Below are 14,519 nucleotides of genomic sequence, written 5' to 3'. Positions count from 1 at the left end.
ATACAGTATTATTATATTAATACTTTTTCATGAAAGCGTTATAATATGTGATATACCTTTAGGAAAATGTAATGTATCCAATACTAAACGTAGCCATTTGTGCTATTAGAAACGGTGGTAACATTATTATTAATAGGTATTATAATAATATTAATTATGATATCAAGAATATACAAAATAACAAAAATTATCATATTAGCTTAATACATAACATCATTTATAAAACAGAAAAGGTAATGATTGCAAAAATTCTGAAATTTTATCCAAATCATATAATACTCAACCAAAAAAATACTACTTTTATTAAAAAAACAAATATTATATGGGATTTACAACCTATATATGGAACAAAGAATTTTATAAAAAATATTCCTCATTTTTGTCTTTCAATAGCAATATATATAAAAAATAAAATTGCATTTTCTGTAATCTATGATCCTATTCGAGATGAATTATTTACTGCTATTCAAGGCAAAGGAACACAATTAAATAAAAATAGAATCAGGTGTAATAATTCTTTCAATATAAACAATTCAATTATTTCAATTAGTCATATTACAAATTATGTACAAAAAAAATTTTTCTTGGATAACATTTTTAAAAATTTTCTTAATGCTAAAATAAATCTTAGAATTACAGGATGTATTATTTTAGAATTTATGTATTTATCTAGTGGTAAATTAGATTTTGTAATAGATTTTAATCAAAAAAAAAAAATATTTGATATTGGAAAATTGTATATAAAAGAATCAGGGGGACTGGTTACATCTTTAAAAGACATCAATAATAACATCCTGGGTATGTGTTATGTTAGTAACAATAAATGTATGCAATTTATCAAAAATATATTTAAATAATTTTTAAATTCATTTGTTCAATATAAATGTTATAAAATTTTTTAAAATAAAAAATTGATTTGTCTAAAATTTTAATATTTTTCAATTACAACAAATACTATATTTTTCAAAAATATGCAACGATAATTATTATTGATGGTATTATGAATCAATAATATTAATATTTTTAACTATAGTAATTTAAATTGAATGTAACATAGATAATATTCAATATAGGTATGTGAAAGTAATAATACTATCTTTTTATATTTTTCTATGATAGTACAATAATATTTTAATTCTATAATTATTACCAATATTTCAAAAATTTTTCATTATGTTATCATAAAATGATATTATCATTCTTTAGTATTTATATAACAATATTTATAATAAAAAATTTGAATACATCATTTCAATATTTATAATAAAATTATATGATTGAATTGGTGATTAACATAAAAAATAATAAATTATAAATTTTATTACATTAATAAAATTTTTAATAATATATTTTATTTCAGATAACATATAAATATATTATTATAGTAGATATATCATATAATCATGAAAACAATCTTTAATAAATTATATCATTTAAAAAATTTAAATGAATCAGAAAGTTATTATTTATTTGATCATATCATAAATAATAAACTTCACCCAATAGAATTATCAGCAATCTTAACAGCCATAAAAATACGTTCTCCATCTATAGAAGAAATTCTTGGAGCGGTAAAAGCGTTTCAAAAACATTCTGTATATTTTCCAAAACCAGAATATCCATTTGCAGATATTGCAGGAACTGGAGGAGATAATTTCAATACAATTAACATATCTACAATGAGCGCTTTAGTAGCCTCTTCATTTAATGTAAAAATTATTAAACATTGTAATACAGGAATATCAAGTAAAATAGGTTCATCAGATATACTACAAAAACTCAATATCAATATTCATTTAAATACACAAGAATCTAAAAAAATGTTAGATAATCTTAACATTTGTTTTTTATTTGCTCCTCAATATCATCCAGGTTTTCAATATGCAAAATTAGTGAGAAAAATATTAAAAACAAAAACTATATTTAATATCTTAGGTCCTTTATTAAATCCTGCTCATCCAAAATTATCTGTTATTGGCGTATATTCTGAAAAATTACTATTTCCTATAGCTAATATTTTAAAATTTTTAAAATATCAAAAAGCATTTATTATTCATAGTGATGGTATCGATGAAGTTACATTACATAGTGTTACAAAAGTAGTAGAAGTGAATTATGATAAAATTCTTTCATATACATTATCTCCACAAGACTTTGGATTAGAAAATATTTCAAAAAAATTTTTTTTCAATAATTCTCCTGAAAAAAATTATAATATTTGCAAAAATTTATTTAGTACTCAAGGAAAAATAGAATATCAATATTTAATTGCTGTAAATACAGCTATATTATTAAAATTATTTGGATACAATAATCTTATAGAAAATACACAAAATGCTCTTAAAAAAATACAAAATGGAGAAGTTAATATACATATCCAAAAAATTATTAAAAGATCATATATATGAAGAAAAACATACTGAAAGAAATTATATATAATAAATTTGAATGGCTGAAGAAATATAAAAAACAATATTCATTAGAGATCATAAAAAAGAATATAAAAAACTCTAATCGAAATTTTTATGAAAAAATTAAAACTACTCGCCCATGTTTTATTTTAGAGGCAAAAAAAAAATCTCCTTCTAAAGGAATAATTAATAAACACTTTGATATTATTAAAATTGCAAAATATTATAAAAAACATGCAACAATTATTTCAGTACTAACAGAAGAAAAATATTTTCAAGGATCTTTTCAATTCTTACAAATCATGCACACATTAGTTAAACAACCAATATTATGTAAAGATTTTTTTATAGATCCATACCAAATATATTTAGCACGATATTATAATGCTGATGCGATTTTATTAATGTTATCTGTATTAAATGATAATGAATATAAAATACTTTCAGATATTGCACATAATTTAAATATGGGAGTTTTAACTGAAATCAATAATACTTCTGAATTAAATAGAGCCATTCAATTACAAGCTCAAGTTATTGGAATTAATAATAGAAATCTTGAAGATTTATCTATTAATATGAATAAAACATATCAGTTAGCTCCTTTAATTCCAAAAGAAAAAACTATAATTAGTGAATCTGGAATATATAATAATCAACAAATTAAAAAATTAAAAAAAATAGTACATGGATTTTTAATTGGTTCATCTATTATGCAATCTAAAAATATTGCCATAAAAATCAATAGTATTATTTTTGGAGAAAACAAAGTTTGTGGATTAAGAAAAATACAAGATGCGCAAAAAATAAAAAAATTTGGAGCAGTATATGGAGGATTAATTTTTGTACCAAAATCAATTCGTTATATTACAATTCAAATAGCAGAAAATATTATTTCTGATACTTTTCTCAAATATGTCGGTGTTTTTCAAAATGAAAAAATTGAAAATATTTTATCTATTATAAATCAATTGCCATTACATGCAATACAATTACATGGCAATGAAGATCAGGAATATATTAATAATTTAAAAAAAAAAATTCATAAAAAAATTAAAATTTGGAAAGCATTATATATTAATGAAGAACGAAATAATATTCACTTTCAAAATATTGATTATTATTTATTTGATAATAAAACAGGTGGTAGTGGAAAGTGTTTTGATTGGTCAAAAATCCCAAAATATAATTTAAATAAATGTTTTTTATCTGGTGGTTTATCTATACAAAATTATCATAAAGCAGAAAAACTCAATTGTTATGGATTAGACTTTAATTCAAAGTTAGAAACACATAAAGGGGTTAAAGATTATAAAAAAATCAAAGAACTATTTAAAAAAATACGAGCATAATAATAATTATTACAAGAAATAATATTACATTTATCAAATATTTCAGGAAAAAAATAATGAATTTATTAAATCCATATTTTGGGGATTTTGGTGGTATGTATGTTCCACAGATATTAGTACCTGCATTAAATCAATTAGAAAAACATTTCGTAGATGCCATACATAATAAGAAATTTAAAAATAAATTATCAAATCTTTTAAAAAACTATGCAGGTCGGCCAACTCCATTAACATTATGTAAAAATATTACAAAAAATACAAACACAAAAATTTATTTAAAAAGAGAAGATTTATTACATGGAGGAGCTCATAAAACTAACCAGGTATTAGCACAGGCATTATTAGCAAAAAAAATGAAAAAAAAACAAATTATAGCAGAAACTGGTGCAGGACAACATGGAGTAGCAACTGCATTTGCTTGTGCATTGTTAAATTTGAAATGTAAAATTTATATGGGAACTAAGGATATCCAAAGACAATCTGATAATGTTTTCAGAATGAAATTAATGGGAGCATCAGTTGTACCAGTTTCTAGCGGATCAGGAACGCTTAAGGATGCATGCAATGAAATTTTAAGATACTGGTCAGAAAATTATGAAAATAGTTATTATATGTTAGGAACAGCAGCAGGTCCGCATCCTTATCCTACCATGGTAAGAGAGTTTCAAAAAATTATAGGTATAGAAACAAAAAAACAAATTTTATTACAAGAATCAAAATTACCAGATATTATTATTGCTTGTGTTGGAGGAGGATCTAATGCTATTGGTATATTTTATGACTTTATTAATGATAAAAATGTCAAATTAATTGGAGTTGAACCGGGAGGTTTAGGTATTCACACAGGGAAACATGGATCTCCTCTCCATAAAGGGAAAATCGGTATATATTTTGGAATGAAATCTTTTATAATGCAAAATGAAGATGGACAAATTAAAAAATCTCATTCTGTTTCTGCTGGATTAGATTTTCCTTCTATCGGTCCCGAACATGCTTGGTTGCATTCAATTGGAAGAGTAGATTATAAATCTATTACAGATAAAGAAGCTATTCATGCATTTTCTATTTTATGTAAACATGAAGGTATTATACCTGCTTTGGAATCTTCTCATGCCATTGCATATGCATTAAAAATTATGCATCACAACCCCCAAAAAAAACAAACTATTATAATAAATTTATCAGGAAGAGGTGACAAAGACATATCAACAATCAGTCATGATATATTATCAGGAAATGTATTATGAATAGATATCAAAATATGTTTAAAAAATTATATACTAATAATGAAGGATGCTTCATGCCATTCTTAATGATTGCAGATCCTTCAATAGAAATATTTTATAAAATTATTGATATCGTAATAACATCTGGAGCAAATGCATTAGAATTAGGATTTCCTTTTTCCGATCCAATAGCAGATGGAATTACAGTACAAAAATCTAGTCAACGTGTACTAAAAAATAAAATATCTATATTAAATTGCTTTAATATTATTCAAGAAATACGCATAAAATATACTGAATTACCTATTGGAATCTTAGTATATGCAAATATTGTTTTTAATAAAGGAATAAAACATTTCTTTGAATTATGTAAAAAAAATGGAATTGACTCAATCGTAATACCCGACATTCCTATAGAAGAATCCAAAATTTTTATTAAATACGCAAAATTAAATAATATATCTTATATCTTTATTTGCCCCCCTAATGCAGAAAAAAAACTAATTCAACATATTGCATTAAAAAGTACAGAATATATTTATTTAATTTCTAGAACAGGAGTAACTGGTTTAAAAAATAAATTTATCAAACCTAATATAAATATTATTCAAACAATTAAAAAATACAACACTATTCCTATTTTACAAGGTTTTGGTATTTCTAGTACCAAAGAAATTCAAAAATCTTTATCATATGGAACGAGTGGAATTATTTGCGGGTCAAAGATTATTCAATTAATTGAAAAACATAAAAATGATATTAATATCTTGTTTCAAAAAATAACAATATTAATAAAAAAATTCAAAAAAGCGACAAAAATCATAGATAAACATAATTTTCTTAATATATAATATTTTTTATTTTAAATTTTTTGGTATAATATATTTTATATGATTTTTTATTGAAAATATTTTTTATAACCATAATATTAAATATTATAAAAATTATGCAATTGTATAAAATAATAAAATATCAAAAAATGTTTAAATTTTTAAAAATATTAATAATAACGCTATTTATAGCATTGTTTTTAAAATATATTTTTAACAAATGTATTAACCTAATTTATCTATTAACAATAATTACATTGATAATATATTTTTTAAAGAAAAAGTACATAATAAACATTCATTTTTTAAACAACAAAATTTTATTAAAAATAATATTATCTTTTTTATTTATAGTAATAATATATTTGATATTACAATTCTTTTTCTTTTCTTTAAATATAATGATTTTTTTTATAATATTAAATATACTATTCATGTTTTATAATTTAATACTTAACATTGTACTAAAAATGTCATTACTTGCATTAACATTTTATACATATATATAATATATAATAAAATATATTTTATAATATATAAAAACATAGAATATTAATATCATTATTTATATATTAGTGAAAAAATTTATATATAAATATATAATAGATAATATCAAACATCAATTATATAACAATAGAATACAATATATGAATATACAATATAATAATAAAAAAAAAATAGTATTAAGAACATTGGCGATGCCATGTAATACTAATGTTAATGGAAGTATTTTTGGTGGATGGTTAATGGCACAAATGGATATTGGAGGTGCTATTTTGGCAAAAGAGATTTCTAAAGGAAAAGTAGTAACACTCAAAGTATGTAATATGCTTTTTATAAAACAAATATTAGTTGGTGATCTTATAACCTGCTATGCAAACTGTATATATATTGGAAACACATCCTTAAAAATTAAAGTAGAAACTTGGATTAAAAAAATATCCTCTCCCCCTTTAGGAGCATGTTTTAAAAGTGCAGTTGCATGTTTTATTTATGTTGCTATTGATAATAATGGAAAACCACGACCTGTTTTTAAAAAATTAGATATTAGGAATTAAATGACCCATTTTATTGATTTTCGTACTTAAATATTTTGTATTTTTTGGATTACATTTCACAATTAAATCTATTCTTTCTATTACTTGAATACCTAAACTATTTAACATGTTTATTTTTAATGGATTATTAGTTAATAATTTTACTTTATGAATATTCATTAATTTTAATATATCTGAACAAACAGTAAAATCTCTTTCATCAGCAGAAAATCCCAATTTGTGATTTGCTTCTACAGTATCAAATCCCTGATCTTGTAAATTATATGCTTTTATTTTATTTAATAAGCCAATATTCCTTCCTTCCTGCCTATGATAAATAAGAATTCCACAACCTTCTTTTGCAATAGTCATTAAAGAAACTTTTAATTGTTCACCACAATCACATCTTAAACTAAATAAGGCATCCCCAGTTAAACATTCTGAATGAATTCTTAACAATACCGGAATATTAGGATTGATATCCCCGTAAGTTAAAACAACATGATTTTTATCTTGTAAGGTTTCTTCAAAACCAATAATAATAAATTCTCCCCAGGGAGTAGGTAACATTGCATCCTGTATACGTTTAATTTTCATATTTACTCTAATCAATATTAATTTTACATTAAATTACTTTGAAAAAAATGAAATACATTATAAACCATATAAATGATATTCAAAATATGATTTCAATATTGTAAAAATTTTATACTATCATCATCATAAAATAAACTAATATGATTAATGATAATTAATAATTATCATATACTATATGATTTTTCAATATGTTATTATATAATATATATTATTATTTTATTAACATTTTTACACAGCAGATTTCTTTTTTTGAAAAAAAATTGTACGACTTTATAGAAATATTATAAACACACAATAGAATTTTTATATAAAATTAAAAAAATATAATATTCATGAAATACTTATTCTTTCAACTGAAGATGAGCATGATAAGAAGATCTTACTAAAGGTCCACAAAAAACATTCGAAAAGCCCATAGAAAATGCTTCACGTTCAAAATATTGAAATTCAATGGGGCTAATGTATTTTTTTACTGGAAGATGTTTATCACTTGGTTGTAAATATTGCCCTAATGTTAACATACTGACGCCATTATCTCTTAAATCTTTTAATACTTTTATAATTTCTGCATTTTTTTCTCCTAAACCTAACATTAAACCAGATTTTGTAGGAACATTAGGGTTTTTTTTTTTAAAAAAATTTAATAATTTTAAAGAATGTATATAATTTGCTCCAGGTCTAATAATTTTATACAATCTAGGTACATTTTCTATATTATGATTAAATACATGTGGAGGATATTTTGATATAATATTAATTGCTATTTTCATTTTTTTACGAAAATCAGGTACTAAAATTTCAACTTTTAAATATTTTTGCATTCGTAAATATTTAATACATTTACTAAATTGTTTTGCTCCACCATCTTTTAAATCATCTCTATTAACAGAGGTAATAACAACATATTTAATACCCATTTTTAGTACTACTTCTGATAGTTTTTTGGGTTCTTCTTTATTCACAACATTAGGTCTACCTTTATCAACAGCACAAAAAGGACAACGTCTTGTACAAATATTTCCTAAAATCATAAATGTTGCAGTTTTATTATTAAAACATTCTGATAAATTAGGACACATTGCTTCTTGACAAACTGTATGTAAATTATTATCTTTTAGGATTTTTTTTAATCTATTAATATTCTCTGAAAATAACGGTAATTTAATTTTAATCCAATTAGGCTTGGATAAAACATTATTATTGTTATATTGATATTTTTTTATAATACCAGGAGTAATTACTTGATCATCATTATCATACATATTGTTTTCCATAATATTTTCAAAACAATCATATAATATCAAATATAAAAATACATATTATATTATAATATTTTGCACATTAGATCAACTGATAACAATACAATGACAATTAAAAAATAATTCTATTTGTTCAATTAAAACTTTATAAACTGTACATATAGTAGCATTTTTATTATAAATATCCATTTTTGTCATAATAATATTACTATCACCACATGGGTGAATATATGTAAAAGGCTTTAAGTTAATACTTATATTCAATGCAAAACCATGTAAACAACACCCTCTTTTAATTCTTAAGGCGATAGAACAAATTTTTTTATTCTTAACATATATTCCAGGATTTTTTTTTTTATTATTTGCATAAATAGAAAATTTATATAATGTTTCTAATATTACTGTTTCCATTAAAAATAGTAATGTTTTAATATTTATTTTTAATCTTTTTAAGTCTAATAAAAAATAAACAATTTGTTGTCCAGGGGCATGATATGTAATTTTACCACCTCTATTAGAATGCACAACAGGTATTTTTTTAATATACTGTTCTTTCTTGTTATATTCTATTTGCCCTTGAGTAAAAATAGGATAATGTTCAACAAACCAAATTTCATCTAAGGTATTATTATTACGAATATCAGTAAAAACATTCATAGAATCAAAAATATTTTTCCAATACGTTATTCCTAAATTACGAATAATAATAGTATTTTTTTTAAAAATCATGTGATAATTTTCAATAAAATATTAAATATATTATATATACATATAGATTAAATATAAAATATTAATATTATAAAATTTTAATAAAAAGAATTTTAATACTTTCAATAATAAATTCAATCCCTAAAGACATTAAAATAAGACCCATAATTTTTGTTAAAATATTAATTCCTGTAGCACCGAGTATTTTAATAAACCATGGAGCCATTTGAAATAATACCCAACAAAAAAAAGAAAACAGTAATATTATTATACTACAATAGATTTTATTGTTTAAATGATTATTATGTGTACTCCATATAATAGTTGAGCTAATAGCTCCAGGTCCTGCAATTAATGGCATAGCTAATGGTATAATACTTATATTTTCTTTGTAATACACAGATTGATTTTTATTTTTTTTATATAAAATACTATTCATTAGTGTACCATTAATCATAGAAATTGCAATACTTACAATTAATAATCCACCTGCTATACGAAACGATTCTATCGATATTCCAAAAAACTTTAAAATAATACTTCCAATAAATAATGTAACAATTAAAATTATAGCTGCAGAAATATTAGCTATAGTATTGATAATACTTCTTTTTTTAACAGATTGAAATCCAGTTAATCCTAAAAAAATAGGTATCATTCCAATTGGATTAATTAAAGCAAATAAACCTGCAAAATAATTAATATAAATTGAAAAATCTACATTGAAATAATGCAAATGATCTCCTAAAGATTATAAGTATAAAAAAGATACTATAAAATATTAGTAAATGAAAAAATCGAACATTATATAAATATATTTTAAGAATTATAATGAATATATTAAAAATATTATATTGAAAATATCATATAATAATTATATTAATTTATGAAAACACTTTAGCAAATATCTTTCGAGATTCTATTTTAATAGCAATAATAGTAACTAAAATTTTATCAGAAACTTGATATATTATTTTCCCTTTAAAATAATAAATACCATAATCTTGATCACAAAGTATTTTTTTTTGATCATAATTTACATGATAAATAGGAATAAATATCGTTGCCCCATTAATTAATAATAATGCTTGCATACCATATGGTGTTAAATTGAAAATTTCTGCTTCAAAATTTTTATGTAAAATATTGGTTTTTTGAAAAAATTGTATATACAACCAGTTTTCTATATTTTTTTTTATTATATGATATTTTTTTTTACACTTCATAATATTTTTTAAAATCGTACTATTAGGTTTTTTAGATGGAGACTGCAAAATAATACTTTTTAATAATCTATGATTCACCATATCACTATATTTTCTAATTGGAGAAGTCCATGTTAAATATTCTGTTAAACCTAATGCAAAATGAGGTTGAGGTATTAAACTCATAAACGCAGTAGATTGATATTTTATAATACGATTATTTATATAATCATTAGAAATATTATTTAAAAAACTACGAATTTTACAGAATCCATGGAAAGTATGAATTTTAGAAATATCAATATCAATATTATTATCTTTGAGTATATAAGATATCCTGTTAATATATATATGATTAAATCCTAAATGGGCATTATAAATACCAAAACCTAAATGCATAGATAAAAATTTTGCTGCACAAATATTGGCAATAATCATTGTTTCTTCAATCATTTTTTGTGCAATATTTCTATGCATAGTAGTAATATTAATAATTTCGTAATCATATGTAAAATGAAATTGATATTCTAGTTTATCTTGAAAAATTAGGGAATTTTTTTTTCTCCAAGAAATTCTTTTTTGACATAACTCATATAACAAATTAATTTGATTAGTAATTTTTTTGTTATTTGGATTCCAAACACCATTTTTTGTAACCCAATTAGTAACATTATTATATGTTAATTGAGCATGTGAACAAATCCAAGCTAAAAAAAAATTACTTTTAGAAATATTACCTTGTTCATTAATTTGTACTTCACACGCTAAAACTGGTTTTTTAAAATTCGCATGTAAAGAAAATACATCTTCTGATAATTCTTTTGGTAACATTGGAAGATTGATACCAGGTAAATAATTTGTAAATAGTCTCTTAGATGCCAAAATATCTAGATTACTTCCTTCAGTAATATATGCAGTAGGATCAGAAATGGCTATAATTAAATTAATCATACTACCATGTTTTTCAAGGAATATTGCATCATCTATATCTTGTGTATTTTCATTATCAATGGTAATAAATGATAAATGTGTTAAATCTTTTCTAGAAATATTAAAATTAAAAGTTGTATCACAACTATTAATTTTTGGAAAATGATACTCCAAATGATAATGTGATAATGTTATTTTCCAAGGAATTAACTTATCGTATGCAGAAGTAACGAATTTTATTAATTTTGCTTTAAAAGATTCATGGTCTCGTAATTTATGTTTAAATAATTTTGCAATAAACCAATCACCATCTTGAACATGCATACCATCACTATAATTATCAAAATATACTAAACATTCCTGTAGAAAAGGATAATCGGGTTTAATAAAAATAACATCATTTTTTTTATTAATTTTCCCTATAAAAATATTTAAAAATGGTTTAATTAATTGATGTGGTTTAACAAATTCTTGATTTTTTTGTGTATATATTATTGCGGTAATACGATCACCATGCATCACTTGTTTAATATATTTTTTTGAAATTACATAATTTATTTTGGATGTTATTTTCAAAAAACCATACCTTTTATCGTATTTTTTTACTAATCCTATTACATGTACTGTATGAACATGAAATTTATTCTTTAATTCTAACAATTTTTTTTTATATTGTAACATGGTTATAAACTCAAAATATTAGTAATCAAATATAATAAATATAAAAATATAATACATAAAATAATTAAAATAAATGGTTCATAGAAGATATATTCAAACCCCCATCAACATAAATTATTTGTCCTGTAATACCGCTAGAAAGATTAGAAAATAAAAATGCAGCTGTATTTCCTATTTCTCTTGTTGTTACTAGTCTTTTTATTGGTGAAAATTTTTTAGAAAAAGATAATATTTTTCGAAAATTAGGGATACAATAAGAAGAGACAGTTTTAATTGGACCTGCCGAAATTGCATTAATTCTACACTGTCTTGGACCAAGAACATTAGCAATATATCGAACATTAGATTCTAATGAAGCTTTTGCAGACCCCATAATATTATAATATGGAATCACTTGTTGTGAACCTAAATATGTTAACGTAACAATAGAAGAACCTTGATTTAATTTTTTTTGACATGATTGAATCATAGCAATCAAACTATAAGAAGTAATATTATTAGTTTTTTCAAAATCTTTGATATTTATTGTAGAAAGATAGTTTTTTGAAAATTGTTTTTTTGGAGTATATGCAATAGAATGTACAAAACCATCAAAAAAATCCCAATACTTAAATAAATTCAAAAATAATTTTTGTATACCAGTTGTTTTAAATAAATCACAAGTAATAACAATGTTAGAATTAAATTTTTTAGCAATTTTTTGAATTTTTTTTTTGTTTTTCGGATTGATACAGGTAAATGCTAATGATGCATTCTGTTCATATAGAGCTTGAGCGATACCATATGAAATAGACCATTCATTTAACATACCAGTAATTAAAATTTTTTTATTTTTTAAAAATCCCATTTTCGCCCTAAATATTATAATATTGATAATACTTTCAAAAATCAAATATATTAGTTACAAATGTTTTGAACTATATTAATAGCATCTCCAATATAATTCATTGGTGTTATTTGTTTTAAAATTTTTTTTTCTTTTTTAGGAATAGTTAAATTATCAATGTATTTATGTATATCTTGAAAATTAATATTATTACCCCTAGTTAATTTTTTTAATTGTTCATATGAATCAGAAATTCCAAAACGTCGCATAACAGTTTGAATAGGTTCAGATAACAATTGCCATTGATTATATAAATCTTCTTTAATTTTTATATTATTTACTTGAATATTTTGTAATCCTGATAGTATAGCATCATATGATATCATTGAATATCCAATTGCAATACCAATATTTCTTAATACTGTAGAATCACTTAAATCTCTTTGCCAACGAGAAATCGGTAATTTTGAAATCATATGATTCATAATAGCATTAGATAATCCTAAATTACCTTCCGATTTTTCAAAATCAATTGGATTAATTTTATGTGGCATAGTAGACGAACCTACTTCATTTTTTCTATTTTTTTGAATAAAATAATTTAAAGAAATATATCCCCAAAAATCTTGATTTAAATTAATTAAAATTGTATTAAATCTACATATACAACTAAATATTTCAGATATATAATCATGTGGTTCTATTTGTGTTGTATATGGATTCCAATGAAATCCTAAAGAAGTTACAAATTCTTCACTAACTTTTTTCCAATTAATTAATGGGTAAGCAATAATATGTGCATTGTAATTACCTGTTGCACCATTAAATTTTCCTAAAATATTAATTTTTTTTAATTGTTTAAATTGTCTATATAAACGGTAATAAAAATTTATTATTTCTTTACCCAAAGTAGAAGGCGTTGCTGGCTGTCCATGTGTTCTGGATAACATACTAATGTTTTTAAAATCTTTTGCCATACTCTTAAGAGTAATAAGTATTTTACTCCAATACGGTAATAATATATCAATTTTACTTATTTTCATCATATATGCATAAGCTAAATTATTAATATCTTCTGAAGTACAAGAAAAATGAATAAAATTAATTATATTTTTATAATCAATAATTTTTTCAGATATTTTTTTTTTTAAAAAATATTCAATTGATTTTATATCATGATTAGTAATTTTTTCAATATTTTTAATTTCTTTAGCATCATTAAAATTAAAATTATCAATAATATTATTTAATATTTGAACATTTTTTGTAGTTAGTGCAGGTAATTCAAGTACTTCTGATATAGAAGATAATTTTTGTAACCATTTAATTTCTATTTTCACACGAAATTTAAAAAATGCATACTCACTAAATATTTTTTTTAATCTTCTAGTATTTTTATAATACCTACCATCTATTGGAGAAATCGCTAATAAAGAAAAATCATTCATAAATACAAT

At 22.1% G+C, this 14,519-nt stretch carries 13 protein-coding genes; 6 read left to right on the top strand and 7 right to left on the bottom strand.

Annotated elements, in window-relative coordinates; genetic code table 11:
* The first annotated feature begins 71 nt into the window (after window positions 1–71).
* The 6 genes from AB4W53_RS00995 to yciA all read left to right on the top strand — a co-directional run bounded on the left by AB4W53_RS00995 (window position 72) and on the right by yciA (window position 6,877).
* Window positions 72–857 (top strand): inositol monophosphatase family protein, encoded by a 786-nt coding sequence (locus AB4W53_RS00995; RefSeq protein ID WP_367671552.1) that lies wholly within the window; start codon window positions 72–74, stop codon window positions 855–857.
* A gap of 546 nt (window positions 858–1,403) precedes the next feature.
* Window positions 1,404–2,408 carry an anthranilate phosphoribosyltransferase gene (gene trpD, locus AB4W53_RS00990; RefSeq protein ID WP_367672108.1) on the top strand — a complete coding sequence of 335 codons (1,005 nt, stop codon included), beginning with the start codon at window positions 1,404–1,406 and terminating at the stop codon, window positions 2,406–2,408.
* Window positions 2,405–3,763 (top strand): bifunctional indole-3-glycerol-phosphate synthase TrpC/phosphoribosylanthranilate isomerase TrpF, encoded by a 1,359-nt coding sequence (gene trpCF / locus AB4W53_RS00985; RefSeq protein WP_367672107.1) that lies wholly within the window; start codon window positions 2,405–2,407, stop codon window positions 3,761–3,763. The genes trpD and trpCF overlap by 4 nt, the downstream gene beginning before the upstream one ends.
* Before the next feature lie 53 nt (window positions 3,764–3,816).
* Window positions 3,817–5,010, top strand: a complete 1,194-nt coding sequence (gene trpB, locus AB4W53_RS00980) for a tryptophan synthase subunit beta (protein WP_367672127.1) — start codon at window positions 3,817–3,819, stop codon at window positions 5,008–5,010.
* Window positions 5,007–5,840 carry a tryptophan synthase subunit alpha gene (gene trpA, locus AB4W53_RS00975; protein WP_367672106.1) on the top strand — a complete coding sequence of 278 codons (834 nt, stop codon included), beginning with the start codon at window positions 5,007–5,009 and terminating at the stop codon, window positions 5,838–5,840. Before trpB ends, trpA begins: the two co-directional genes overlap by 4 nt.
* A 626-nt stretch (window positions 5,841–6,466) precedes the next feature.
* Window positions 6,467–6,877 (top strand): acyl-CoA thioester hydrolase YciA, encoded by a 411-nt coding sequence (gene yciA / locus AB4W53_RS00970; RefSeq protein WP_367672105.1) that lies wholly within the window; start codon window positions 6,467–6,469, stop codon window positions 6,875–6,877.
* On the opposite strand, the gene ribA is transcribed toward yciA, so the two are convergent.
* The 7 genes from ribA to purB all read right to left on the bottom strand — a co-directional run bounded on the left by ribA (window position 6,860) and on the right by purB (window position 14,510).
* The gene (ribA, locus tag AB4W53_RS00965; RefSeq protein WP_367672104.1) at window positions 6,860–7,453 is read right to left on the bottom strand and encodes a GTP cyclohydrolase II; all 594 of its coding nucleotides are present in this window, start codon (window positions 7,451–7,453) and stop codon (window positions 6,860–6,862) included. The genes yciA and ribA overlap by 18 nt on opposite strands.
* A gap of 341 nt (window positions 7,454–7,794) precedes the next feature.
* On the bottom strand, window positions 7,795–8,715 hold the full coding sequence (gene lipA, locus AB4W53_RS00960) for a lipoyl synthase (protein ID WP_367672103.1): 921 nt from the start codon (window positions 8,713–8,715) through the stop codon (window positions 7,795–7,797).
* Window positions 8,716–8,799: 84 nt separating this feature from the next.
* Window positions 8,800–9,441, bottom strand: a complete 642-nt coding sequence (lipB, locus tag AB4W53_RS00955) for a lipoyl(octanoyl) transferase LipB (RefSeq protein ID WP_367672102.1) — start codon at window positions 9,439–9,441, stop codon at window positions 8,800–8,802.
* Between the two features lie 67 nt (window positions 9,442–9,508).
* Window positions 9,509–10,156 carry a YchE family NAAT transporter gene (locus AB4W53_RS00950; RefSeq protein WP_367672101.1) on the bottom strand — a complete coding sequence of 216 codons (648 nt, stop codon included), beginning with the start codon at window positions 10,154–10,156 and terminating at the stop codon, window positions 9,509–9,511.
* Window positions 10,157–10,304: 148 nt separating this feature from the next.
* A complete protein-coding gene (locus AB4W53_RS00945) occupies window positions 10,305–12,236 on the bottom strand; it encodes an exoribonuclease II (RefSeq protein WP_367672100.1) in 1,932 nt (643 codons plus the stop codon).
* 64 nt (window positions 12,237–12,300) lie between these two features.
* Window positions 12,301–13,083: an enoyl-ACP reductase gene (locus AB4W53_RS00940; RefSeq protein WP_367672099.1), complete on the bottom strand. Its 783-nt coding sequence runs from the start codon at window positions 13,081–13,083 to the stop codon at window positions 12,301–12,303.
* Window positions 13,084–13,133: 50 nt separating this feature from the next.
* Entirely contained in the window at window positions 13,134–14,510 is a 1,377-nt protein-coding gene (gene purB, locus AB4W53_RS00935) for an adenylosuccinate lyase (RefSeq protein ID WP_367672097.1), read from the bottom strand.
* Window positions 14,511–14,519 lie beyond the last annotated feature (9 nt).

This window comes from Buchnera aphidicola (Myzocallis carpini) (assembly GCF_964059025.1).
GTDB classification, from domain to species: domain Bacteria; phylum Pseudomonadota; class Gammaproteobacteria; order Enterobacterales; family Enterobacteriaceae; genus Buchnera_L; species Buchnera_L aphidicola_AK.
The sequence above is the reverse complement of the archived record's forward strand: the minus strand, read 5'-3'. Positions and strand labels throughout refer to the sequence as shown.